At 45.4% G+C, this 25,784-nt stretch carries 25 protein-coding genes and 5 tRNA genes; all 30 read right to left on the bottom strand.

The genetic code is table 11. From position 1 onward, the window contains the following. Window positions 1-113 precede the first annotated feature (113 nt). Window positions 114-4,319, bottom strand: a complete 4,206-nt coding sequence (gene rpoC / locus ACRRSW_RS02485) for a DNA-directed RNA polymerase subunit beta' (protein ID WP_432454742.1) — start codon at window positions 4,317-4,319, stop codon at window positions 114-116. Between the two features lie 81 nt (window positions 4,320-4,400). Further along, on the bottom strand, window positions 4,401-8,435 hold the full coding sequence (rpoB, locus tag ACRRSW_RS02480) for a DNA-directed RNA polymerase subunit beta (RefSeq protein ID WP_432454743.1): 4,035 nt from the start codon (window positions 8,433-8,435) through the stop codon (window positions 4,401-4,403). Window positions 8,436-8,661: 226 nt separating this feature from the next. Next, entirely contained in the window at window positions 8,662-9,027 is a 366-nt protein-coding gene (rplL, locus tag ACRRSW_RS02475; RefSeq protein ID WP_432454744.1) for a 50S ribosomal protein L7/L12, read from the bottom strand. A gap of 54 nt (window positions 9,028-9,081) precedes the next feature. Further along, window positions 9,082-9,576: a 50S ribosomal protein L10 gene (gene rplJ, locus ACRRSW_RS02470; RefSeq protein WP_432454745.1), complete on the bottom strand. Its 495-nt coding sequence runs from the start codon at window positions 9,574-9,576 to the stop codon at window positions 9,082-9,084. 239 nt (window positions 9,577-9,815) lie between these two features. Beyond that, window positions 9,816-10,517 (bottom strand): 50S ribosomal protein L1, encoded by a 702-nt coding sequence (gene rplA, locus ACRRSW_RS02465; protein WP_432454746.1) that lies wholly within the window; start codon window positions 10,515-10,517, stop codon window positions 9,816-9,818. 4 nt (window positions 10,518-10,521) lie between these two features. Then, window positions 10,522-10,950: a 50S ribosomal protein L11 gene (gene rplK, locus ACRRSW_RS02460; RefSeq protein ID WP_432454747.1), complete on the bottom strand. Its 429-nt coding sequence runs from the start codon at window positions 10,948-10,950 to the stop codon at window positions 10,522-10,524. Window positions 10,951-11,074: 124 nt separating this feature from the next. After that, window positions 11,075-11,620, bottom strand: a complete 546-nt coding sequence (gene nusG / locus ACRRSW_RS02455; protein ID WP_432454748.1) for a transcription termination/antitermination protein NusG — start codon at window positions 11,618-11,620, stop codon at window positions 11,075-11,077. Then, window positions 11,620-11,997, bottom strand: coding sequence for a preprotein translocase subunit SecE (gene secE, locus ACRRSW_RS02450; protein WP_432454749.1), 378 nt, complete (start codon window positions 11,995-11,997; stop codon window positions 11,620-11,622). Before secE ends, nusG begins: the two co-directional genes overlap by 1 nt. Window positions 11,998-12,052: 55 nt before the next feature. Then, window positions 12,053-12,128, bottom strand: a tRNA-Trp gene (locus tag ACRRSW_RS02445). Between the two features lie 103 nt (window positions 12,129-12,231). Further along, window positions 12,232-13,275 carry a CNNM domain-containing protein gene (locus ACRRSW_RS02440; protein WP_432454750.1) on the bottom strand — a complete coding sequence of 348 codons (1,044 nt, stop codon included), beginning with the start codon at window positions 13,273-13,275 and terminating at the stop codon, window positions 12,232-12,234. A gap of 527 nt (window positions 13,276-13,802) precedes the next feature. Then, entirely contained in the window at window positions 13,803-14,987 is a 1,185-nt protein-coding gene (tuf, locus tag ACRRSW_RS02435; protein WP_432454751.1) for an elongation factor Tu, read from the bottom strand. A 93-nt stretch (window positions 14,988-15,080) separates the two neighbouring features. Further along, window positions 15,081-15,156: transfer RNA gene (locus ACRRSW_RS02430), tRNA-Thr, on the bottom strand. 2 nt (window positions 15,157-15,158) lie between these two features. After that, window positions 15,159-15,233, bottom strand: a tRNA-Gly gene (locus tag ACRRSW_RS02425). A gap of 38 nt (window positions 15,234-15,271) precedes the next feature. Further along, window positions 15,272-15,355 (bottom strand) — tRNA-Tyr (locus ACRRSW_RS02420). Between the two features lie 42 nt (window positions 15,356-15,397). Beyond that, window positions 15,398-15,473: transfer RNA gene (locus tag ACRRSW_RS02415), tRNA-Thr, on the bottom strand. Window positions 15,474-15,584: 111 nt separating this feature from the next. Then, window positions 15,585-16,547 carry a bifunctional biotin--[acetyl-CoA-carboxylase] ligase/biotin operon repressor BirA gene (gene birA, locus ACRRSW_RS02410; protein WP_432460776.1) on the bottom strand — a complete coding sequence of 321 codons (963 nt, stop codon included), beginning with the start codon at window positions 16,545-16,547 and terminating at the stop codon, window positions 15,585-15,587. Further along, window positions 16,540-17,601, bottom strand: a complete 1,062-nt coding sequence (gene murB / locus ACRRSW_RS02405; RefSeq protein ID WP_432460775.1) for a UDP-N-acetylmuramate dehydrogenase — start codon at window positions 17,599-17,601, stop codon at window positions 16,540-16,542. Before murB ends, birA begins: the two co-directional genes overlap by 8 nt. Beyond that, window positions 17,598-18,551 (bottom strand): type I pantothenate kinase, encoded by a 954-nt coding sequence (gene coaA / locus ACRRSW_RS02400; protein WP_432454754.1) that lies wholly within the window; start codon window positions 18,549-18,551, stop codon window positions 17,598-17,600. The genes murB and coaA overlap by 4 nt, the downstream gene beginning before the upstream one ends. Before the next feature lie 529 nt (window positions 18,552-19,080). Then, window positions 19,081-19,374, bottom strand: coding sequence for a hypothetical protein (locus ACRRSW_RS02395; RefSeq protein WP_432460774.1), 294 nt, complete (start codon window positions 19,372-19,374; stop codon window positions 19,081-19,083). A gap of 1,130 nt (window positions 19,375-20,504) precedes the next feature. Then, entirely contained in the window at window positions 20,505-20,750 is a 246-nt protein-coding gene (gene rpsQ / locus ACRRSW_RS02390; RefSeq protein ID WP_432454757.1) for a 30S ribosomal protein S17, read from the bottom strand. Further along, window positions 20,750-20,941 carry a 50S ribosomal protein L29 gene (gene rpmC / locus ACRRSW_RS02385; protein WP_163134083.1) on the bottom strand — a complete coding sequence of 64 codons (192 nt, stop codon included), beginning with the start codon at window positions 20,939-20,941 and terminating at the stop codon, window positions 20,750-20,752. Before rpmC ends, rpsQ begins: the two co-directional genes overlap by 1 nt. After that, the gene (gene rplP / locus ACRRSW_RS02380; RefSeq protein WP_248714044.1) at window positions 20,941-21,351 is read right to left on the bottom strand and encodes a 50S ribosomal protein L16; all 411 of its coding nucleotides are present in this window, start codon (window positions 21,349-21,351) and stop codon (window positions 20,941-20,943) included. The genes rpmC and rplP overlap by 1 nt, the downstream gene beginning before the upstream one ends. Window positions 21,352-21,362: 11 nt before the next feature. Then, on the bottom strand, window positions 21,363-22,061 hold the full coding sequence (gene rpsC, locus ACRRSW_RS02375; RefSeq protein ID WP_329775581.1) for a 30S ribosomal protein S3: 699 nt from the start codon (window positions 22,059-22,061) through the stop codon (window positions 21,363-21,365). Window positions 22,062-22,071: 10 nt separating this feature from the next. Further along, window positions 22,072-22,404, bottom strand: a complete 333-nt coding sequence (gene rplV, locus ACRRSW_RS02370; RefSeq protein ID WP_432456110.1) for a 50S ribosomal protein L22 — start codon at window positions 22,402-22,404, stop codon at window positions 22,072-22,074. A 10-nt stretch (window positions 22,405-22,414) separates the two neighbouring features. Next, entirely contained in the window at window positions 22,415-22,693 is a 279-nt protein-coding gene (gene rpsS, locus ACRRSW_RS02365) for a 30S ribosomal protein S19 (protein ID WP_026959667.1), read from the bottom strand. A gap of 11 nt (window positions 22,694-22,704) precedes the next feature. Continuing rightward, entirely contained in the window at window positions 22,705-23,535 is an 831-nt protein-coding gene (rplB, locus tag ACRRSW_RS02360) for a 50S ribosomal protein L2 (RefSeq protein WP_432454759.1), read from the bottom strand. A gap of 15 nt (window positions 23,536-23,550) precedes the next feature. Beyond that, window positions 23,551-23,853, bottom strand: a complete 303-nt coding sequence (gene rplW, locus ACRRSW_RS02355) for a 50S ribosomal protein L23 (RefSeq protein WP_432454760.1) — start codon at window positions 23,851-23,853, stop codon at window positions 23,551-23,553. Then, window positions 23,850-24,455: a 50S ribosomal protein L4 gene (gene rplD, locus ACRRSW_RS02350; protein WP_432454761.1), complete on the bottom strand. Its 606-nt coding sequence runs from the start codon at window positions 24,453-24,455 to the stop codon at window positions 23,850-23,852. Before rplD ends, rplW begins: the two co-directional genes overlap by 4 nt. A gap of 15 nt (window positions 24,456-24,470) precedes the next feature. Beyond that, window positions 24,471-25,106 (bottom strand): 50S ribosomal protein L3, encoded by a 636-nt coding sequence (gene rplC, locus ACRRSW_RS02345; protein WP_432454762.1) that lies wholly within the window; start codon window positions 25,104-25,106, stop codon window positions 24,471-24,473. 31 nt (window positions 25,107-25,137) lie between these two features. Further along, window positions 25,138-25,449, bottom strand: a complete 312-nt coding sequence (rpsJ, locus tag ACRRSW_RS02340; RefSeq protein WP_137674375.1) for a 30S ribosomal protein S10 — start codon at window positions 25,447-25,449, stop codon at window positions 25,138-25,140. Window positions 25,450-25,784 lie beyond the last annotated feature (335 nt).

The raw sequence follows: 25,784 nt of genomic DNA, 5'->3' as shown, positions 1-25,784 counted from the left end.
AAAACCGGAGTCTGTGACTTGGGGATACGCTTGTCAAATATTTTGCGCTAACCATCGATTTATTTGCATAAAAAAAGGCGGCCAATGGCCGCCTTTTTATCCAGCTCTAAAGCTTATTCAGCATCACTACTTGGTGCAGCATTCAATAAAGCAGCCAAATTATCAGCAGCTTCATCCGCCGTTATCGGTGCTGGAGCAACCGATTGATTACGACGTTTTTCATGATACGCATAACCAGTACCCGCAGGGATCAAACGACCTACAATCACGTTTTCTTTCAGACCGCGTAACTCATCCTGTTTTCCACCCACAGCCGCTTCGGTAAGCACGCGTGTGGTTTCTTGGAACGATGCCGCTGAAATAAACGATTCCGTAGATAGTGAAGCCTTGGTGATACCCAGTAGCTCACGGCGGTAAACCGCTGGCCGCTTACCTTCAGCAACCAACACACGGTTTTCGATATTCACCCGTGCCACTTCTGCCTGTTCACCGAGCAAGAAGCTAGAATCACCCGCATCAAGAATCAAACACTTACGTAGCATTTGACGCACGATGGTTTCGATATGCTTATCGTTAATTTTCACCCCTTGTAAACGATATACATCTTGAACTTCGTTCACAATGTAGTTCGCAACAGGGCTGATACCACGTAAGCGTAAAATATCGTGTGGAGACTCTGGTCCATCGGCGATAACCTCACCTTTTTGAACCTTCTCACCTTCGAACACGTTCAGGTTACGCCACTTCGGTATCATTTCCTCGTAAGGAGCAGCATCCGTTGGAGTAATCACTAAACGACGCTTACCTTTAGTTTCTTTACCGTAACTAATGGTACCGCTGATCTCAGCAAGAATAGCAGGTTCTTTCGGTTGACGAGCTTCGAATAGATCTGCAACCCGAGGTAGACCACCGGTAATATCTTTAGTACCGCTTGATTCTTGCGGAATACGTGCAATCGCATCCCCCACACCTACTTCAGCATTATCTTCCAAGTTTACGATTGATTTACTTGGTAGGAAGTACTGAGCAGGAATGTCGGTACCAGCAATCAATACATCATTGCCTGAACCGTCAACCAATTTCACCATTGGGCGCATTTCTTTACCAGCACTAGGGCGCTCGTTCGGATCTAATACGTTAATGCTTGAAAGACCGGTTAGCTCATCGGTTTGACGACTAATGGTGACACCTTCAACCATATCAACGAATTTAACGCGACCAGGTACTTCAGTGATAATCGGGTGAGTGTGTGGGTCCCAATTAGCGATAGTATCGCCAGAGTTAACCGCACCACCGTCAGCAACTTCCAAAACACTACCATATTGCAATTTATGACTTTCTTTGGTCTGCCCCAAATCATCAATAATCGTTAATTCGGTAGAGCGCGAAGTTACAACCAATTTACCTTCGTTATTCGTCACAACCTTGGCGTTATGTAACTTAATAGTACCCACGTTCTTCACTTGGATACTGTTTTCTGCTGCCGCTCGTGACGCTGCACCACCAATGTGGAAAGTACGCATGGTAAGCTGGGTTCCCGGCTCACCAATCGATTGTGCTGCAACGACACCGACCGCTTCACCGCGACCGACCAAATGGCCTCGAGCAAGATCACGACCATAACAAAGTGCACAAACACCAAAGTCATTTTCACAGCTAATTACAGAGCGAACCTTAACGGTATCAACTGAATTCTCTTCAAGAAGGTCACACAGTTTTTCATCAAGCAAGGTCTTAGATTTAATTAACACTTCATTTTCGGTACCTGGCTTGATGACGTCGCCAACCAATACCCGACCAAGAACACGCTCACGCAATGGCTCAACAACGTCACCGCCTTCGATATGAGGCGTCATCAAGATACCTTCTTCGGTACCACAATCGGTGTCGGTTACCACTAAATCTTGAGCAACGTCAACCAAACGGCGCGTTAGATAACCCGAGTTTGCTGTTTTCAGTGCGGTATCGGCCAAACCTTTACGTGCACCGTGCGTTGAGATGAAGTACTGAAGTACGTTAAGGCCTTCGCGGAAGTTAGCCACAATCGGCGTTTCGATAATCGAACCATCCGGTTTTGCCATCAAACCACGCATCCCCGCCAACTGACGGATCTGAGCAGCACTACCACGCGCACCGGAGTCAGCCATCATAAAGATACTGTTGAAAGACGCTTGCGCTTCTTCTTCACCATCTCTATTGATCACGACCTCAGTCGACAAGTTGTCCATCATCGCTTTGGAAACTTTTTCGTTAGCTGACGCCCAAATATCAATAACTTTGTTGTAGCGTTCACCGGCAGTTACCAGACCCGCTAGGAATTGCTCTTGAATTTCACTCACTTCTTCACTGGCTTCATCCACGATATCTTTCTTCGCGGCAGGAATAACCATGTCATTAATACCTACAGAGGCACCAGACAAAGTTGCGTAATGGAAGCCGGTGTACATCAATTGGTCAGCGAAAATAACTGAATACTTCAAACCTAGTTTACGGTAACAGGTGTTCAGTAAACCAGAGATCTGCTTCTTACCCATTGCTCGGTTAACCAATTCAAAAGGTAAACCTTTCGGTACGATTAACCACAAGATAGCACGACCAATCGTGGTTTTTTTGATTTCGGTCTTTTCGATCTTAGAGCCGTCTTCAGCAACAATCACTTCGGTGATTCGCACATTAACTCGTGCGTGTATGCTGGCCTGTTTAGAACGATAAAGCTTCTCAGCTTCTTTCGGACCTGACAGATACATACCTTCGGCTTGCGCATTCACTCGTTCCCGAGTCATGTAATACAAACCCAAGACAACGTCTTGCGAAGGCACGATAATCGGTTCACCGTTAGCTGGCGATAGTACGTTGTTGGTGGACATCATCAACGAACGTGCTTCTAACTGCGCTTCAATAGTTAACGGTACGTGTACCGCCATTTGGTCACCATCGAAATCGGCGTTATATGCCGCACATACCAATGGGTGTAACTGAATCGCTTTACCTTCAATTAACACTGGCTCAAAGGCTTGAATACCCAAACGGTGCAAGGTTGGTGCACGGTTAAGTAATACCGGGTGTTCGCGGATAACTTCTTCAAGAATATCCCAAACCTCACCACCTTCGCGTTCAACCATCTTCTTGGCTGCTTTAATGGTGGTCGCTAAACCACGCAATTCAAGCTTGCCATAGATGAACGGTTTAAACAGCTCAAGAGCCATTTTCTTCGGTAGACCACACTGGTGTAAACGCAGTGTTGGACCCACGGTAATTACTGAACGACCAGAGTAATCAACACGTTTACCCAGCAAGTTCTGGCGGAAACGACCTTGCTTACCTTTGATCATATCAGCCAAAGATTTAAGCGGACGTTTATTAGAACCAGTAATCGCACGACCACGACGACCATTATCCAACAAGGCATCAACCGCTTCTTGCAGCATCCGCTTCTCGTTACGCACAATAATGTCTGGGGCAGCCAAGTCTAATAGACGCTTCAAGCGGTTATTACGGTTGATCACACGACGATATAAGTCGTTCAAATCAGAAGTCGCAAAACGGCCGCCATCAAGTGGTACTAATGGGCGTAAATCAGGTGGAAGAACCGGTAATACGGTCATAATCATCCACTCAGGTTTATTCCCTGAATCGCGGAACGCTTCCATCAGTTTCAGACGCTTGGTAGTCTTCTTACGCTTGGTTTCTGAGTTGGTAGTTTGCAACTCTTCGCGCATCACTTCGATTTCTCGATCAAGCTCTAAATGACGTAGCAGAGCTAATACAGCTTCGGCACCCATTTTGGCTTCGAACTCGTCACCGTATTCTTCAAGAGAATCTAAGTAAGTTTCTTCGGTTAACATTTGGCCGCGCTCTAAGCTAGTCATACCAGGCTCAGTCACAACAAATGATTCGAAGTAAAGTACTCGTTCAATATCACGTAGCGTCATATCAAGTAACAAACCGATACGTGATGGTAACGATTTAAGGAACCAGATGTGCGCTACAGGAGACGCAAGCTCGATGTGGCCCATCCGATCACGACGCACTTTAGATTGTGTAACTTCAACGCCACACTTCTCACAAATTACGCCACGGTGTTTCAAACGCTTGTATTTTCCACACAAACATTCGTAATCTTTTACTGGACCGAAAATACGGGCACAGAATAGACCGTCGCGCTCAGGCTTAAAGGTACGATAGTTAATCGTTTCTGGTTTTTTAACTTCACCAAAAGACCAACTACGGATCTGATCGGGTGAAGCTAGGCCAATTTTAATGCCTTCAAACTCTTCGGTCTTGCTTTGTTGCTTAAGAAACTTAAGTAAATCTTTCACGTTTCTCTCCAGTCGGAGTTAAACCTGGGGCGTTTCTCATGAAACGCCCGCCTTGCTTTTAAATCAGGTGAAGTCCTGTGCTTACAGCTCGTCTAACTCAATATTAATACCCAAAGAGCGAATTTCTTTAAGTAGTACATTGAACGACTCTGGCATGCCGGGTTCCATCTGATGATTACCGTCAACGATATTTTTGTACATTTTAGTACGACCGTTCACATCATCGGATTTAACCGTGAGCATTTCCTGTAAGGTGTAAGCGGCACCATAAGCTTCAAGTGCCCATACTTCCATCTCACCGAAACGCTGACCACCAAACTGGGCTTTACCACCAAGCGGTTGCTGTGTAACTAAGCTGTAAGAACCAGTAGAACGAGCATGCATCTTGTCATCAACCAAGTGGTTCAATTTCAACATGTACATGTAACCCACGGTTACAGGGCGCTCAAATTCTTGACCGGTACGACCATCACATAACACAATTTGGCCTGAATCAGGCAAATCGGCTAAGCGCAATAGCTCTTTGATTTCAGCTTCTTTAGCACCATCAAATGCTGGGGTTGCCATTGGCACACCACCACGTAGGTTCTTCGCCAGTGTCATTACTTCTTCATCGGTGAAGCTAGCAATGTCAACTTTCAGTGTATCATCACCGACGTTGTACACTTTCTGAATGAAATCACGCAGTTTATCCATTTCGATTTCGCGCTGAACTTTCAGCATTTCGTCGATTTTCTCACCTACACCTTTAGCCGCGAGGCCTAAGTGGGTTTCTAGGATCTGACCAATGTTCATCCGCGATGGTACACCTAGCGGGTTCAAGCAGATGTCTACTGGACGGCCAGTTTCGTCATAAGGCATATCTTCACGAGGAACAATGGTAGAAATTACACCTTTGTTACCGTGACGACCCGCCATCTTGTCACCAGGCTGAATACGACGTTTAACAGCTAAGTAAACTTTCACAATTTTCAATACACCAGGCGCTAAATCATCACCTTGAGTGATCTTACGGCGCTTAATGTCGAATTGCTTGTCAAACTCGGCTTTGATTTCGTCGTATTGCTCAGCAATTTGTTCTAACTGGGTTTGTGCTGCTTCATCACTTAATGCCGCTTGCAACCATTCTGTAGGCGCTTGGCGATTTAGGTCTGATTCTGACTTACCAGCGTTCATCAATACTGATTTAGCACGAGCAAAGATACCCTCTTCAAGGATTTTGAATTCCTCGGTAAGATCTTTCTTCGCTTCTTTCAGCTGCATTGACTCAATTTCTTGAGCTCGCTTGTCTTTTTCTACGCCATCACGAGTGAACACCTGAACGTCAATTACGGTACCAAATACTGAATTAGGTACTCGTAGGGATGTATCTTTCACATCCGACGCTTTCTCACCGAAGATAGCTCGTAAAAGTTTCTCCTCAGGTGTCAACTGAGTTTCACCCTTCGGCGTAACCTTACCGACCAGAATATCACCAGGCTTAACTTCTGCCCCCACATACACAATACCTGACTCATCAAGTTTGCTCAGTGCGGATTCACCCACGTTAGGAATATCTGCTGAAATCTCTTCGCTTCCCAATTTGGTATCACGAGCAATACAGCTTAATTCTTGAATGTGAATCGTAGTGAAGCGATCTTCTTTCACCACGTTTTCAGAAATACCGATCGAATCTTCGAAGTTATAACCATTCCAAGGCATAAACGCGACGCGCATATTTTGACCTAACGCCAACTCACCTAAGTCAGTTGAAGGGCCATCTGCGAGTACATCGCCTTTAGAAACAAACTCACCAGCTTTTACCACTGGACGTTGGTTAATACAGGTATTTTGGTTAGAACGGGTGTATTTGGTTAAACTGTAAATGTCGATACCTGCTTCACCAGGACTCATTTCGTCTTCATTTACTTTAACAACAATACGACTTGCGTCAGCATAATCAACAGTACCACCACGCTTAGATACCACGGTCACACCGGAATCAACGGCAACCGCACGTTCAATACCAGTACCAACCAATGGTTTATCAGCACGCAGCGTTGGAACTGCCTGACGTTGCATGTTTGAACCCATCAATGCCCGGTTCGCATCATCGTGTTCTAAGAACGGAATCAACGAAGCAGCAACAGAAATAATTTGCTGCGGGCTCACATCCATATACTGAATTTGATCAGTCGGCATGTAAGTCGATTCGCCTTTATGGCGACAAGGCACTAAATCGGTTTCTAGTAACTTACCATCGGCATCTACCTCTGCGTTCGCCTGAGCGATCACGTAGGTGCCTTCATCAATGGCCGACAAGTAATCAACTTCATCAGTAATAACACTGTTGATCACTTTACGGTATGGCGTCTCCAAGAAGCCAAACTCATTGGTGCGTGAATAAACTGCTAATGAGTTAATCAAACCAATGTTTGGACCTTCTGGCGTTTCAATCGGACATAAACGACCATAGTGCGTTGGGTGTACGTCACGTACTTCAAAGCCAGCACGTTCGCGAGTCAAACCACCCGGGCCTAAGGCAGAAACACGACGTTTGTGTGTTACTTCAGAAAGCGGGTTGTTTTGGTCCATAAATTGCGACAATTGGCTGGAACCAAAGAACTCTTTTACCGCAGCCGAAATCGGCTTGGCGTTAATTAAGTCTTGTGGCATCAAGGCGTCAAGATCACCGAGACTCAAACGCTCTTTAACTGCACGCTCTACACGAACTAAACCAACACGGAATTGGTTTTCGGCCATTTCACCAACGCTACGGATACGACGATTACCGAGGTGATCGATATCATCGACTTCACCACGACCATTGCGGATCTCGATCAGCATTTGCATCACTTTAATGATGTCGTCTTTGTCGAGCACACCAGCAACTCGTCCGTCGTCACGACCAACACGACTGTTGAACTTCATACGGCCAACAGTAGATAAGTCATAACGGTCACCATTAAAGAACAAGTTCTCGAATAGTGCTTCGGCAGCATCTTTTGTTGGTGGCTCACCTGGGCGCATCATGCGGTAAATTTCAACTAAGGCCTCAAGACGATTAGTCGATGAATCTACACGTAAAGTATCCGAGATGAATGAACCATTATCCAAGTCATTGGTATAGATGGTTTTCAACATCGAATAACCCGCTTGCGCTAAAGCTGCGATCAACTCTAAGTTTAATTCGCTGTTTGCTTCTGCAATGATTTCACCAGTGGCTTCATCAACGTAGTCTTCCGCAAGCACTTTATCGGCAAGGTACTCGACTGGGACTTCAATCTGCTCAATACCAGATTTTTCCAATTGACGAATGTGACGAGCTGTCACCCGGCGACCAGTTTCAATTAAAACTTCGCCATTCAAGATCACATCAAAAGAAACCGTATCACCGCGTAAGCGAGATGGCACTAACTCCATCAACACCTTGCCATCCTTCAATTCAAAGGTGGTGGTATCGAAGAAAGTTGCCAAGATTTCTTGGGTGGTCATTTCTAACGCACGCAAAATGATCGAGGCCGGTAGTTTGCGACGACGGTCAATACGAACAAATAAATTATCTTTCGGATCGAATTCGAAATCTAACCACGAACCGCGGTAAGGAATAACGCGAGCGTTATATAAGACCTTACCTGATGAATGCGTTTTACCACGATCGTGGTCGTAAAACACACCCGGGCTACGGTGTAGTTGGGATACGATAACACGCTCGGTACCGTTAATTACAAAAGTACCGTTACCTGTCATCAAGGGAATTTCACCCATGTAAACTTCTTGCTCTTTGATGTCTTTCACCGTGCCAGCCGGAGCTTCACGGTCAAACAACACTAAACGCAATTTAACGCGCAAGGGAGCAGAGTAGGTGACTCCACGAATTTGACATTCTTTAACGTCAAACACCGGCTCGCCAAGACGATAGCTAACGTACTGTAGCTCTGAATATCCTGAATAACTGGCAATCGGGAATACACTGCGGAATGCAGCTTCCAGCCCATACTCGCCTTCAGGATCGATCTCTATGAATTTCTCAAAAGAGTCAAGCTGTATTGAAAGCAGGTAAGGCGTGTCCACTACTTGAGGACGTTTTCCAAAGTCCTTACGAATGCGTTTTTTCTCTGTATAAGAGTAAACCATATGGTTCCTCAGCTCGCTGATAAGTGACCCACTCTGTCCGCAAAAAATCTGGGACAGTTCTTACGTACCGTTTGTCTTGTATTTAGATGTTTCCCACCTAAATTTTTTGCTAGACGCACCATCTAAAACGGTGATAAAAAAGACGACGTCCTACAGCGCAAAAAGGCCGGTGGTTAAATAACCACCAGCCATAGCCTATAAAGGCTGCAATCTACTTATAAGCAGATTACTTAACTTCAACAGAAGCACCAGCTTCTTCAAGAGCAGCTTTAAGCGCTTCAGCTTCTTCTTTAGATACTGCTTCTTTAACAGCAGCAGGAGCTGAATCAACTAAACCTTTCGCTTCTTTCAAGCCAAGACCGGTAGCAGCACGTACCGCTTTAATAGCAGATACTTTGTTTGCGCCAGCAGCAGTTAAGATTACGTCAAATTCGGTTTGCTCTTCAGCAGCCGCACCAGCGTCACCAGCAACAGCAACAGCTGCAGCAGCAGATACGCCGAACTTCTCTTCCATAGCTTCGATTAGTTCAACAACGTCCATTACTGACATTTCAGCAACAGCTTCGATAATTTGGTCTTTAGTGATAGACATGACTCAAATTCCTAAATTCAATTAAATTTATAAGATAATGTAGCAACAAGCAAATTATGCTGCTTCTGCCTCTTTTTGGTCGCGTAATGCGGCCAGAGTGCGAACCAACTTGCCAGCTGAAGCTTCTTTCATAGTTGCCATTAACTTGGCAATTGCTTCGTCGTAAGTTGGTAGTTTTGCAAGAACGTTTACGTCTGCTAATGCACCTTCAAATGCTGCTGCACGCACTTCGAATTTTTCTTGCTCTTTAGCGAAGTCTGTTAACAGACGCGCTGCGGCACCGGGGTGCTCGTTAGAGAAGGCAATCAAAGTAGGACCGATGAATGACTCAGAGAGACATTCTAGGTCTGTGCCAGCTACTGCACGGCGGGCAAGGGTATTACGTACCACTTGCATAGATACGCCAGCTTCACGCGCTTTAGCACGCAATGAAGTCATCGCACCTACAGTTACGCCACGTGAATCAGCAACTACTGCAGAAAGTGCACCTTTGGCAGCTTCGTTGACGTCAGCGACAATTTGCTTCTTGTCTTCGAGTCTTAATGCCATTGGCTTTACTCCTGGATTCCAATACCAGATAAATCTGGTGTTTACTTTCCTCTAATCCTAAGAATTAGAGACCTTTACGGCTTGGTGTTCCAGAATAAATAATTATTCTTGGGTTTCCTCACCATCTACGTAGGAAATTAAGCTCATAATAAGCACCTACGGTCTTGGATGAGGGCCGAAGCCCTGACCCATAATTACAAAGCGCGAAATTATAGTATAAATATCACGCTCTGTAAATATTAAGCTTGAATATCTAAAGTCGCAACATCAATAGCTAAACCAGCACCCATGGTGGTAGACAAGCTAACTTTCTTGATGAACTGACCTTTAGACTGAGCTGGTTTAGCTTTGCGAAGAGCAACAACCAACGCTTCCAAGTTTTCTTTTAACTTGTCAGCTTCAAAATCAACTTTACCAATAGTAGTATGGATAATGCCGTTTTTGTCGTTGCGGTAACGAATTTGACCCGCTTTCGCTAATTTAACCGCATCAGCAACATTTGGTGTAACCGTACCCACTTTAGGGTTAGGCATCAAACCGCGTGGACCTAGGATTTGACCTAGTTGACCGACAACGCGCATTGCATCTGGAGATGCAATCACAACGTCGAAGTCCATTTCACCGGCTTTAACTTTTGCAGCTAAGTCATCCATACCAACGATATCGGCACCGGCTTCTGTAGCTGCTTCAGCGTTTGCACCTTGAGTAAATACTGCAACGCGAACGTTACGACCAGTACCGTGAGGTAGTACAGTTGCACCACGTACGTTTTGGTCTGATTTACGAGGATCTACACCCAAGTTTACTGAGGCATCAACACTTTCAAGAAATTTAGCAGAAGCCAGTTCTTGAAGAAGCGCTACCGCTTCGTTGATTGAGTATTCTTTTGTTGAATCAACTTTTTCGTTGATCGCACGCATGCGCTTAGAAATTTTCGCCATCGTATTAGCCCTCTACAACCAAGCCCATCGCGCGGGCAGATCCTTCAATTGAACGAACCATTGCGTCTAAATCAGCACCGGTCATGTCGACAGCTTTAGTGTTAGCAATCTCTTCAAGTTGAGCACGCGTTACAGTACCAACTTTAGTTTTATTTGGAACACTAGAACCAGACTTAATACCTGCAGCTTTTTTCAGCAAGTACGAAGCAGGTGGAGTTTTAGTTTCAAAAGTGAAAGAGCGATCAGCATACACAGTAATAACAACTGGTACTGGTGCGCCTTTCTCAATTGAATCTGTTTTTGCGTTAAACGCTTTACAGAATTCCATGATGTTTACACCGTGTTGACCTAGAGCAGGACCAACTGGTGGTGACGGGTTTGCGGCACCCGCAGCAACTTGAAGCTTAATATAAGCTTGGACTTTTTTAGCCATTTTAGATTTACCTTATTTTGGGTTCAAACGCCTCCTGCAAGTGCAGTTGGCTTCCCGATGGAACAAAGGGCAGCGGATTATAAGCGATCCTCTGCCCTAAAAACAACCAATTGTTTAGTTTTTATCAACCTTTCTCGATCTGGCCAAATTCCAACTCGACAGGAGTTGCCCGACCAAAGATCAATACTGATACTTTCACCCGGCTCTTTTCGTAATCCACTTCTTCGATGGTACCATTGAAGTCGGCAAAAGGACCGTCGGTAACCCGAACCACTTCGCCTGGTTCGAATAATGTCTTAGGTCTTGGCTTATCGCTGGTTTCATCCAAACGATCAAGAATGGCCTGAGCTTCTTTATCAGAAATGGGTGCCGGACGCTCAGCAGTACCACCAATGAAACCTAATACCCGCGGCACACTTTTCACAAGGTGCCAACTTTCATCGTTAAGCTCCATTTGCACCAGAACATAACCGGGAAAGAATTTACGCTCGCTCTTACGTTTTTGACCCGCGCGCATCTCTACGACTTCTTCAGTCGGGACCAAGATTTCACCAAAAGAATCTTCCATCGCATGGATTTGAATATATTCTTTTAACGACTTAGATACGCGCCCTTCATAGCCAGAGAATGCTTGGACCACGTACCAACGTAATTTGCGCTCTTCAGTCATTAGATACTCACCCCTGTAACAAAGGCAACCAGACGAACTAAGATGGCGTCTAATCCCCATAAAATTAGCGACATGAATGCAGTAGCAGCTAATACAATCATGGTAGTTTGAATGGCTTCTTGACGAGTTGGCCAGATAACCTTACGCACTTCCATACGCGATTCTTTAGCAAAGACAAAAGCTTGCTTGCCTTTATTGGTTTGTGAAGCAATAGCGAGTGCAGCAACGGCTGCGATGACTACGCCAAGCACACGAACTAATACCGAGATATCTGTGTATAGGTAGTTACCTACCACAGCGGCGATTAAAATTAGAGCCGCTAAGGCCCATTTTAGGCCATCTAACGACCCACTTTGGTTTTCAGTACTGGTACTCATCAAACAACCTGCAAATAATCCCACAAAATCAAAAATCCCTTCTATAAAGGGATAGTGGCAGGGGTGGAGAGATTCGAACTCCCAACATTCGGATTTGGAATCCGACGTTCTGCCATTGGAACTACACCCCTATAGTACGAAGCCCGACATTATAGGCACTTTGTTTAAAGATTGTAACCCTTAAATTGGCAAAATAGTGCCAAGATTGTGGGACGGAGCGGGTTTCTTGGGGTTTCATTTAACTCGCTTACCGTTCCGCCTTAAACGATCACGGAACTGAGCCTTGGCAAACTGCTGCATATCTTCCACCACATCGGTCTCGTCAACAATTTCTCGGCCCAGTAAAGTCTCGATCACATCTTCCAGACTCACTATCCCAGCGGTCTGACCATATTGATCTTCCACAACAAAGAGGTGTTCTTTACGTGAAATAAACAAATCCAATAATTGCAAACAGGGTAGCTTCTCAGACACACGATGGATCGGTTGCAGTATACTTCGCAGCGTTTGGTCCCCCTTCCCTCGGCGAGCCAGCTCGGCAAGACTGCGGTGACTGATCACACCAACAATACTGTCGATGTTATCTTTGTAAACCGGAAAGCGACTAAAGCGCGGAGTCATTTCATTATCCAGCGCCTGATTCACCGAGTCGTCTTGCTCAAAGGCATGCACAACGGTGCGCGGGGTCAGAATTTGCTGAGTAATGCGCTCCCTCAAGCCAAGAATATTAGCTAATAGCATACTCTCTTGTTTTGCCAGCGCACCGCCTTCATAACCCAATGTGGTAAAGGCCTGGATCTCTTCTCGGCTGATACTATCCGTTTCATCGCGTCGGAATATGCAGGTGATATAACCCGACAGCCATACCAGTGGGTACACCAGTTTTGTTAACAAGGAAATCAGTTTTGCCGATGGATACGCTAACACCCGCCAGTAATTCGCGCCTAATGTTTTTGGGATGATTTCAGAAAAATACAAGATGGCCAGAGTCAGTAACACTGCAATCAGGCTTTCCCACTTGGGGCCAAATACTTGCAGGGCCTGAGAACCCACGCCAGCGGCTCCCATGGTATGGGCAAAGGTATTCAGGATCAAAATACAGGCAATGGAATGCTCTAGATTATCTTTTACCTTTGTCAGAGCTTGTCCTTTTACAGGGTCTTGTTTATGCAGGGTGGCAACATAACTTGGTGTGATCGATAACAGCACCGCCTCAAGAATCGAACATACAAATGAAACACCGATAGCAATAACAAGATAAATCAGCAATAGGGTCATATAAAAACTAGGCTTACCTCTTAAACTTTACTAGGATCTCTTACCTTAGTGGCTTAGCTTAAAGCTCTAAGTTGCGGCGCAGATTAAGCATCAATCTAGCATTTTCATTGTCAGAAAAGAATAGTCAACACCCGCTTCAGCCAATTTTTCCGGATAAACTCTTCCGCGCCTGCTTAGCGGCATTTACCGAACCGACTTCTACCAATCTGGGATCAACTTATTGCGCAGAATAAATCTGCCGATAAGCAGCCATGGAGCACAGTCACTCGTGGCTCTAATACGAGATAAATCAAGCTGTTAGTGGTGATTTAGCGAGCAAAAATTAACCGATGATGAGTTAGCTTGGTATTAGTGACCTGCAGCTGCTCCGCTGTCTCAGGACGACACCCTAAGCGAGGTACGCTGAAACGCCTTGGCGTGCGCACAATCAACTTGGAGCTATTCTAACAAGCAGAATAATCACGCTTACTTTTCTTGAGGCAATAAAAAAGGCCGCCTAAGCGACCTTTCTTGCTTGTGCTAACTTCTTATTCGAAGATTTTAGCTACAACACCCGCACCTACTGTACGGCCACCTTCACGGATTGCGAAGCGTAAACCTTCGTCCATCGCGATTGGGCAGATTAGCTCAACAACAAATTTCAAGTTGTCGCCAGGCATAACCATTTCTACGCCTTCTGGAAGCTCTACCGCACCAGTTACGTCAGTTGTACGGAAGTAAAACTGTGGACGGTAACCTTTGAAGAATGGTGTGTGACGACCACCTTCATCTTTGCTTAGTACGTATACTTCAGCTTCGAACTTGGTGTGTGGAGTAATTGAACCTGGTTTCGCCAATACTTGACCACGTTGGACGTCATCACGCTTGGTACCACGTAACAAAATACCACAGTTCTCACCTGCACGACCTTCGTCAAGCAATTTGCGGAACATTTCAACACCAGTACAAGTTGTTTTGGTGGTTTCTTTGATACCAACAATTTCAATTTCTTCTGAAACTTTGATGATACCACGCTCAACACGACCGGTTACCACGGTACCACGACCTGAAATTGAGAATACATCTTCAATTGGTAGTAGGAATGGCTTGTCGATGTCACGCTCTGGCTCTGGAATGTAAGAATCTAAAGCTTCTGCAAGCTCAATGATTTTTGCTTCCCATGCTTCTTCGCCTTCTAGGGCTTTCAAAGCTGAACCTTGAATCACTGGTAAGTCATCACCAGGGAATTCGTATTCTGATAGAAGTTCACGAACTTCCATTTCTACTAATTCTAGAAGCTCTTCATCATCTACCATGTCACATTTGTTCATGAACACGATGATGTAAGGTACACCTACCTGACGAGAAAGCAGAATGTGCTCACGCGTTTGTGGCATTGGGCCATCGGTAGAAGCAACTACTAAGATAGCGCCGTCCATTTGTGCAGCACCAGTAATCATGTTTTTCACATAGTCGGCGTGTCCAGGACAGTCAACGTGTGCATAGTGACGAGTCGGTGTATCGTATTCAACGTGTGACGTTGAGATTGTAATACCACGCTCGCGCTCTTCTGGAGCGTTATCGATTGCTGCGAAATCTTTTGCTTCACCGCCGTATACTTTTGCCAATACGTTAGTAATAGCCGCTGTTAAAGTTGTTTTACCGTGGTCAACGTGGCCAATAGTACCAACGTTTACATGCGGTTTATTACGTTCAAATTTTTCTTTAGACATAATAGTCCCTCTGGATAAAGGTCATTGGCACCAAAGCACCATTGGTTTGCGTTTACCGAACGGTAAAAAGTAATAGGGAGACTTGAAAAGGAGTGGTGCTGATAGGCAGATTCGAACTGCCGACCTCACCCTTACCAAGGGTGCGCTCTACCAACTGAGCTATATCAGCATTGGAGCGGGCAGCGGGAATCGAACCCGCATCATCAGCTTGGAAGGCTGAGGTAATAGCCATTATACGATGCCCGCATCAAACCTTTTGGAAGACGACCTACTACCAAAAATAATGGTGGGGGGGGACGGATTCGAACCATCGAAGCTTTCGCGGCAGATTTACAATCTGCTCCCTTTGGCCACTCGGGAACCCCCCCACACAATCACCTATAAATACAAGGTGAAGCCTACTTAAGAGATGGTGCCGATTGCCGGAGTCGAACTGGCGACCTACTGATTACAAGTCAGTTGCTCTACCAACTGAGCTAAATCGGCATCGCTTAAGTGCTGCGCATTCTATGTAATGCCTTTATTAAATGCAACAAGCAAATACAAAAAAAACTGCAGGAAAGGTGCAAACGCGCAAAAATCAGCCATTAGGCTCATTTATTGGCCACGAAGTGACACTTCTCCGGCCATATAGGCTTGTAAACCACTCTCTTGTTCAACTAATAATTGACCTTGTCGGTCAACGCCTTTTGCTATCCCAGAGACTTGTTTGTGTTCGGAAAAGTGCAACGTTACATTTTTATCACGAAAAATATCGTAGCGATTCCAACGTTGTTGCAAGGCAACAAAACCCTGCTCTTTAAATATGTCAAACATCTGATTGAGCGAGTGGACGATAGCAATCGTTAACGCAGTTCGATCAACCGTCGGTTCGCCCGCGACTTCGAGTTGCGCAAAAGCTTGGTCTATCAACAGCCCCTTCGACTCCGTAACGCGGACATTGACCCCCAAACCAATCACTAGATTCACCGTGCTATTCGCCTGCCCTTGCATTTCAATAAGCACGCCACCCAATTTTGCCGAACCAAGATAGATGTCATTCGGCCATTTTAAGCCGAGATCTCGATAACCCTCTGCTTCTAACGCCTCGACGATAGCTAAACCAACGGCAAGGCTCAGCCCCATTGCGGCTTCAATACCATCTTGCAAGCACCACAATAAAGACATACAAAGCTGTCCCGCATAAGGGGTTTGCCAGGCCCGGCCGCGACGCCCGCGTCCTGCACTTTGATATTCGGTCATCACTAACTGACCATGGCTCAGCTCAGCCTGATGGCGATTCAACCAGGCATTGGTTGAATCCACTTGATGTAGTAATTTAGGTGAATGAGCGGAAAGCTCGGCTTGCAGACGGTCGATATCAAGTAAAGATAAGGGCTGAACTAAACGATAGCCTTTACCTTTCACGCTAAAGATATCCAAACCCAGCTGACCAAATTGTTTAACATAAGTCGCTACGGTGGTTCTTGATACGGCCAACAGTTGCGCTAAGCGCTCACCTGAGCAAAACTCACCATTTGCTAAGTATTGAATGAGGCGATAGGCCTTATCTTCATTCATTGGGTCGCCCCAACACCGAATCCGGTGCCACTTCGCCATCGGCCCCAATAAACCGCACTTCCGGCTCAAGCACAATGCCAAATGCCTGCCAAACTTGGTTTCGAATGTATTGGCATAAGCTCAATAATTGCGCAGCACTAGCATGCCCGTGGTTGACTAATACTAATGCTTGCTCTTGATGCACCGCTGCGTCTCCAATACGATAGCCTTTCAAGCCTAAATGGTCGATTAACCAACCAGCTGCCAACTTTCTCTGCCCGCCGGCGGCTGGATAATGTACTAATTTAGGGTACTGGTTCACTAAACTATCGACTTGCTCCTGAGCAATGACTGGGTTCTTGAAAAAACTCCCCGCGTTACCCAGTAAAGTCGGATTAGGGAGCTTAGCCTTTCTAAGCTGACAAACGGTATCAAATACCTGCTGTGCACTGGCACTTGGGGCTAATCGATCGAGTCCAGCGTAATGAATTGAGGCTCGCCATGCTTTTGCAAGCGATAACTCTACCTCGGTAATTAAGCCCTGATTTTTTAGGCGCCGTTTGAAAATACTATCCCGATAGCCAAACTCGCACTCCGCAGCAGTTAACCGTTGAACACTAAAATCGTCAAACGAAAAATAGCTCACGGCATGACAACAATCGGCAAACTCTAAACCATAGGCACCAATGTTTTGCACCGGTGCCGCACCAGCAGTTCCTGGGATCAAGGCCAAATTTTCTAAACCGGGTAGGCCTTGCGAAATCGTCCACTGCACAAGGTGCTGCCAGTCTTCCCCAGCCGCTACAGTTAACTGAATCGCTTGTGCGTTATCCTCGACTTGGACCCCACGCAGCCGATTAAGGATAACTAAACCCTTAAAGTCTTCTGTTAATAATAGATTTGAGCCGCTCCCAATAATCAGCCAACTTAATTGCTTGGCCTTCACCCATTCAAACAAGGCTGGTAACTGTTGTACCTGTTCTAATTCAAACAGGTAATCTGCTTTTAGCTCAAGCCCAAAACTATTTAAATGCTTAAGGCTAGCGTTACGAATAAAAGATTGCTCAACACTCATTTTCTCAACCGTACTCGACTTACCTCGTGATTTGGCCCCTTTTCCAAAATCAGATCGGCGCGCTCACGAGTCGGCAAAATATTTTCAACTAAATTAACGTAGTTGATACTGGTCCAAATTTGTGCCGCAATCTTAGCGGCATGCGTTTCATCTAATTTTGCATAATGATGAAAGTAGTTATCGGGGTTGGTGAAAGCACTACCGCGTAATTTTTTAAAGCGGTCCACATACCACACTTCCAATAGGCTAGGCTCTGCGTCTACAAAAATGGAGAAGTCGAGGTAATCGGATACGTATAGTGGCCGCTGTTGTCCTGGCTGCCCTTCTGCCGATTGCAGCACATTCAAGCCTTCCAAAATGACGATATCAGGCTGCTCTACCTCAACCCGCCGACCTTTCACAATGTTATATGATGAATGGGAATAGATCGGGGCGCTCACCTTCGGCTGTCCCGCTTTCAAGGCCGCGACAAAAGCCAAAAGTGCTTTTTTATCATAGCTTTCAGGAAATCCTTTGCGTTGCATTAAGCCCTTGGCTTCTAGCTCTTCATTGGGGTAAAGAAATCCATCAGTCGTGACAATATCGACCTTTGGATGTTCCGGCCAACGTTGCAATAGCGCCTGCAAAATCCTTGAAGTGGTGCTTTTACCTCCAGCTACACTGCCGGAAACACCAATAATGTATGGTACATGTTTAGCACTGCCTAAAAAGTCTGCAAGAACTTCACGGCGATTTTGTCGGGCCTTCACGTAGAGATTGAGCAAACGCGATAAGGGCAAATAAATATCACATACCTGTTGTAATGATAAAGCTTCATTAATCCCGCGAATGTTTTCTAAATCGGTTTCATTAAGGGTAAGCGGAACCGATTGGCGGAGTGTTGCCCAAGCTTCACGTTCAAAATCGAGGTAACTGAAAGCAGGCTGCGTAGTGTTGTGGATAGCTGGCATGGGCCCTTCCTATATAATGCGGCACAACCATATAACAAAAGCTATAAACACTCCACCTCAACTGACCAAATTAGCCTCTCTGGTGATCAGGTTTTAGCGTCAATAGATGCAACTAAACTACATTTAATCAACGGTATGGCGAGGGTGAAACGCTGTCAGTCCGATGCCGAGTAGCAACCTTATTTAAAGTCACTCCTGCAGGTTCGAGTCCAGCCTGAGTAAATTTATTTAGCGTTCGTTTCAGCGACTGAATATCGGTTCGCTCTGCTTCAATTACCAAAGAAATCGCATCAACCGACCCCCTATGAGCATCGCATCGGACACCTGCAACGGCTCCGGTGTCAAGCAAAACGCGATCATAATGTTGACGCAGGCCAGTGAGCAGTAATCTAAATTTTTTCGATGCTAGTAAAGATGCGGAATCTGGCCCAATCAAACCAGCGTTTAATACATCAAATCCAAGTTGTGGATCCCGATGAATAGATTGTGCAACTGAATGGGTTCTGGCCAATAAATAAGTTAAGCTGGGCTAAGCGAAAGAATAGTTTAAACAAGCCGAAGCTCGATGTAGATCAGCATCAATCAGCAATACTTTTTCAACTTCACTACATGCAGTAGCAGTTTGTATCACTAAACTCGTCTTGCCTTCCCCCTCTAAAGCAGAATAAAACAATACCAGTTGTCCACCATTGGGACGCATCTGTAAGCTCCCAGGCAATGCCCTTAAGGGCTCATTCAACCAAGGATCAATACCTTGCACAAACCACTGCTGATTGCGTCCTTTCAGTTTAGGTACTTCGGCAATAACCTCAACATCCAGCACTCCCTCCAATGGCTCGCGACACGCAAAACCCTGAGCCAAGGTTTGCTTAAACAAAACCACAAGGGAACTGATAATAAAAGCCGTAAAAACCGCAATAAGCAGGCTAAGAATTTGCTAGCGGCCACTCACCGGTTCGGATAATACAGCGCAATCGATAAGTTGGGCTTCTCCGTATGCGTGGCCGCGAGCGCTTCAAGCTCTCTGCGTATTTCAAGCGATCTAATATATATCCCAGACACCGCATCAATACCATGTGATCCCGTCCAGAGAATAGCAACGGCGGATCCAAAACCTGCCCTGCCGTTGGTACACGGCTCCATTCCTCTATAAGCCATACCATAGAACGCTTGCTAGCTGTTTCACTCACCGCATGGCGATAATCAATGTAGGCTTTTGCCACTGCCACAGATACTTGTTGAGCTAGTTGAGGATCCCAGCTGCTAAAGCTGATTTTAACCATTTGAGTGGTCACGATAGGAGTGATCGTTAAACCCTGTGTAAATTGCTTCAATAGCTGTGCTTTTGTCAATAAGCCAGTGTTAACCAACTGATTACTATGACCTTGGCTTAGTCGTTCCCATCAATAAAACCAGGGTTGAATCGCTTGATGTAAAAATGCTGAATAATGCAATAAATCCAATTGTTCAATGACCCGAGAAGCGATTAACTTAGAACGAAGAATTTCGAGCTCTGTATTAAAAGAGCCCGTAGCTTGCGACGCAAGGTCATGCTTAACCAGCAGCATTTCCTCGGGCCAGTAGTCGCCTGGTATAGTTCGGGCTTTGCTTTAAAATACAGTATCGTTAGTAGTAGCGTGACCCCTACAACCGCGGCAATGCGCAGTTTATGCAACATAAACTTACCAGCAGCGGTCGCACACTCCCGGTTTTAGCTTTCCGAAGATTGGCTAGCTTTTGTTTACCCATGAATCGAACCGAATAACCCTAAACAACAAATCAGATTGTGACAGATAGTGCCGGTGAGGATGACAACTTGCAGTTAACCAACACCAGAAATTGAGGAGGGATGAGTTATTGATGCAGCAAAGACAATAATTACCGCTTTAATCATATAGTTAAATGTAAAAAGGCTCCCAAATAGGAGCCTTTTTTATAGTTTAAGACCTAAATTTAGGCTTTAACTATTACGTCTACCAAAGTCCAAGACTTAGTCTTAGAGATTGGCGCACATTCTTTGATGCTCACTACATCGCCTTCTGCGGCAACATTGGCTTCATCATGAACGTGTAGCTTAGTAGTACGCTTGGTATATTTCCCATAGATAGGGTGTTTAACCTGGCGTTCAATAGCAACAATAATAGATTTCTCCATTTTGTTGCTAACTACTTTACCTTGCAATGTACGGATATCGCTCATTACGCACCTGCCTTCTGATTCAGAATAGTTTTCACACGCGCGATATCGCGACGTACGTTTTTAAGCAAATGTGTTTGAGCTAATTGGCCAGTACTTGCTTGCATACGCAAGTTAAATTGCTCACGAAGCAGGTTAAGTAGCTCAGCTTTAAGCTCTTCAACACTTTTATCTTTAAGTTCGTTAGCTAACATCACATCACCGTCCGCGTTACAAATGTAGTGCTAATAGGTAACTTACGCGCGGCAAGCTCGAAAGCTTCACGAGCAAGTGTTTCTGCTACGCCGTCCATTTCATACAGGACTTTGCCTGGCTGAATTTGGGCTACCCAGTATTCTACGTTACCTTTACCTTTACCCATCCGAACTTCGAGTGGCTTTTTGGTAATCGGTTTGTCTGGGAATACACGGATCCAGATTTTACCTTGACGTTTAATGTGACGAGTCATTGCACGACGTGCTGCTTCGATTTGACGAGCAGTAAGACGGCCACGACCAGTCGCTTTTAAACCGAAGTCGCCAAAAGACACTTCTTGTCCTTTGCCTAGACCACGGTTACGACCTGTAAATTGCTTACGGAATTTAGTTCGTTTTGGTTGTAACATTCCCGGTTCTCCTATTTAGCGTTGCGCTTGTTACCGCGCTTCGGCTTAGAAGGAGCTTCAGGAGCTGCAGCCACTGGCATACCGCCAAGAACTTCACCTTTAAAGATCCAAACTTTAACGCCGATGATACCGTAGGTAGTCAACGCTTCTGAAGTTGAGTAATCAATATCAGCACGAAGTGTATGCAATGGCACACGACCTTCACGATACCATTCAGCACGAGCAATTTCTGCTCCGCCTAAACGACCACTAACTTGAACCTTGATACCTTTAGCGCCTAGACGCATTGCATTTTGCACGGCACGCTTCATAGCGCGACGGAACATAACACGACGTTCTAGTTGACTAGAGATAGAATCTGCTACTAATTTCGCATCTAACTCAGGCTTACGAACTTCTGAGATGTTGATTTGCGCAGGTACGCCCGCTAATTTAGCGACGTTCTTGCGAAGTTTTTCAACGTCTTCACCTTTTTTACCAATCACAACACCTGGACGAGCAGTGTGAATAGTCACACGGATGCTCTTGGCAGGGCGTTCAATAGTAATGCGAGAAACAGAAGCACTTTTCAATTCTTTAGTTAAGAATTGACGTACTTTGTGGTCGCTAAAAAGATTGTCTGCGTATTCACCTTTATCGGCATACCAGGTTGAATTCCATGGCTTTACGATACCTAGGCGAATACCATTAGGATGTACTTTCTGACCCATTGCTTATCTCCTAGTTATCAGATACAACCACAGTGATGTGGCTGGTACGCTTGATAATACGGTCGGCTCGGCCTTTAGCACGAGGACGAATACGCTTTAAAGTTGGACCATCATCAACAAAGATTTTGGCAACTCTTAACTCGTCGATATCTGCACCTTCGTTGTGCTCAGCATTAGCAATCGCAGATTCTAGAACTTTTTTAACAAGTCCTGCTGCTTTCTTGCTGCTGAATTGCAACGTAACAAGTGCTTTTTCAACTGGTAGACCACGTACTTGATCTGCAACCAGGCGTGCTTTCTGCGCAGAACCACGAGCAAAACGGTGTTTAGCTAAAGCTTCCATCATCTAACTCCTACTTCTTCTTCGCTTTCTTATCAGCAGCATGGCCGCGATAAGTGCGAGTTGGCGCGAATTCACCCAGTTTATGACCGATCATTTCATCGGTAACAAATACTGGAACGTGCTGACGACCATTATGGACAGCGATGGTCAAACCGATCATTTGTGGAATGATCATTGAGCGACGAGACCAAGTTTTCAATGGTTTCTTGTCCCCGCTTTCCACCGCTTTCTCTACCTTCTTCAACAAGTGTAGGTCAATGAATGGACCCTTCTTGAGAGAACGTGGCATGGCGATTCCCCTTATTTCTTAGAACGACGGCGTACGATATATTGATCCGTACTCTTATTTTTACGAGTTTTGTAACCTTTGGTAGGTACACCCCATGGAGTAACTGGATGACGGCCACCAGATGTACGACCTTCACCACCACCGTGTGGGTGATCAACTGGGTTCATGACCACACCGCGAACGGTAGGACGAACACCACGCCAGCGCGTTGCACCAGCTTTACCAAGTTTACGTAACATATGCTCACCATTACCCACTTCGCCTAAAGTAGCACGACAATCAGATAATACTTTTCGCATTTCACCGCTACGCAAACGTAGAGTTACATACGCACCATCACGCGCAATAATTTGAGCGTAAGCACCAGCAGAACGTGCTAATTGAGCACCTTTACCAGGCTTCAATTCAACTGCATGAACAGTAGAACCTACTGGGATGTTGCGCATTGGTAAACAGTTACCAGCTTCAATCGGTGCGTCAACACCAGACATCAGTTTAGCTTCTGCTTTTACACCCTTAGGTGCCAAAATGTAACGGCGTTCACCATCTGCGTACAATACCAAAGCAATGTGAGCACTGCGGTTTGGATCATATTCAAGACGTTCTACTTTCGCAGGAATGCCATCTTTATCATTTCGTTTGAAGTCAATCAAACGGTAGTGTTGTTTATGACCACCACCGATGTGACGAACGGTAATTACACCGCGGTTGTTACGACCACCAGACTTCGACTTACTCTCCAACAAAGGAGCGTAAGGCTTGCCTTTGTGCAGGTCAGTGTTTACCACTTTAACAACGTGGCGACGACCAGCAGATGTAGGCTTACATTTTACAATAGCCATTTAAGATAACTCCTCTTACTCTGCGGCACCGGTGAAGTCGATGTCAGAACCTTCAGCTAAGGTGACATACGCTTTCTTCACGTCGTTACGGCGGCCGAAACGTGCTCCGTGACGTTTAGTTTTACCTTTAAGGTTCAAGGTAGTAACGCCTGTCACTTCAACTTCGAATAATTTTTCAACTGCAGCTTTGATTTCTGCTTTAGTTGCGGTGTTCACAACTTTGAATACGATAGTATTATCGGCTTCAGCAGACATAGTGCTCTTTTCAGAGATATGTGGAGCTACTAGTACTTTCAACAAACGTTCTTCGCTGATCATGCTAACCACTCCTCAATTTGTTTCACTGCATCAGCAGTTACCAACACTTTATCAAAAGCAATCAAGCTAACTGGATCAATACCAGCTACATCACGAACGTCTACTTTGTAGAGGTTACGTGCGGCCAAGAATAAGTTTTCATCAATTTCACCAGTCACGATTAATACATCGTTCAAGTCAAATTCTTTCAACTTAGCAACTAATTCTTTAGTTTTAGGCGCTTCAACGCTGAATTTTTCAACCACAATCAAACGTTCTTGACGAACAAGTTCAGACAAGATGCTGCGGATTGCGCCGCGGTACATTTTCTTGTTAACTTTTTGGCTGTGATCTTGAGGCTTAGCTGCGAAGGTTACTCCGCCACTACGCCAAATTGGGCTACGAATTGTACCGGCACGCGCGCGGCCTGTACCTTTCTGACGCCATGGTTTCTTACCACCACCTGATACTTCAGAACGTGTTTTCTGAGCACGAGACCCCTGGCGTGAGCCTGCAGCATATGCAGTCACTACCTGGTGAATCAACGCTTCGTTAAAGTCACGTCCGAAGGTAGTTTCGGAAACTTCAAGAGCGCTTTGGGCGTCTTTCAATACCAATTCCATTACTATCTCCTAACGTTACGCTTTAACAGCAGGTTTAACGATCACGTCACCATTGGTAGCGCCGGGTACAGCACCTTTTACCAAAATTAGGTTACGTTCAACATCAACACGTACGACATCTAGGTTTTGCGTAGTAACACGCTCTGCACCCATATGACCGGCCATCTTCTTGCCCTTAAATACTTTACCTGGGCTTTGGTTTTGACCAATAGAACCAGGAGCACGGTGGCTCAAAGAGTTACCGTGAGTAAAATCTTGAGTTGCAAAGTTCCAGCGTTTAACACCGCCTTGGAACCCTTTACCTTTAGATGTACCAGTAACGTCTACTTTTTTAACTTCATTGAACAAGTCAACTTTCAGCTCACCGCCTACAGCAACTTCTTCACCTTCACCGTCAGCTAGACGGAATTCCCACAGGCCACGACCCGCATCAACACCAGCTTTAGCAAATTGACCTGCTTCTGGTTTGTTCACGCGACTTGCTTTTTTAGCGCCGGTGGTCACTTGCAGAGCACGATAACCGTCGCTTTCCTCAGTGATAACACGAGTAACGCGGTTTGGCTCACATTCGATTACGGTAACTGGAATTGAAACGCCTTCTTCAGTGAAGATGCGAGTCATTCCAACTTTACGACCGATTAGACCAATCATTGTAAAAACCTCTTATTAGTCAGACTTAGGTTTAGCCCAAGCTGATTTGCACATCTACACCAGCAGCAAGGTCAAGGCGCATCAAAGCGTCAACTGTTTTATCAGTTGGCTCAACGATGTCTACAAGACGTTTGTGGGTGCGAATTTCATACTGATCACGCGCGTCTTTATTCACGTGCGGTGATACAAGAATGGTGTAACGCTCTTTACGAGTAGGTAGTGGAATAGGACCACGAACCTGAGCGCCAGTGCGTTTGGCAGTTTCTACGATTTCCGCAGTAGATTGATCGATCAGACGGTGATCAAATGCTTTCAAGCGGATTCGAATTCTTTGGTTCTGCATTACAGAGCTCCAAATTAAAAATTAAAGAACCTAACACACACCAACAACATCCAATTCCAATATTTGGGGATGGTAGTGCGCGCGACGAGTAACGTTTGCTTCCAAATCGGAAGCACTGTTATCAGACAACTTAATTGAGTTATCTGCATGAGCCGTTCGAGAACAACTCAGCCACTAACTTAGTGAGCCGCGCCATTATACTCAGGCAAAGTAAAAAAACAAGCGAAACCACAAATTTTGTGTAAATGCTGAACAATTATTCCAAATCACGATGACGAACCATTAAGCAGCTCGCAAAACCATAGTTTTTACAGGGCTATAATCATTAACTACTA

Origin of the sequence: Agarivorans sp. QJM3NY_25, from assembly GCF_050870875.2 — a bacterium.
Taxonomy (GTDB): domain Bacteria; phylum Pseudomonadota; class Gammaproteobacteria; order Enterobacterales; family Celerinatantimonadaceae; genus Agarivorans.
The sequence above is the reverse complement of the archived record's forward strand: the minus strand, read 5'-3'. Positions and strand labels throughout refer to the sequence as shown.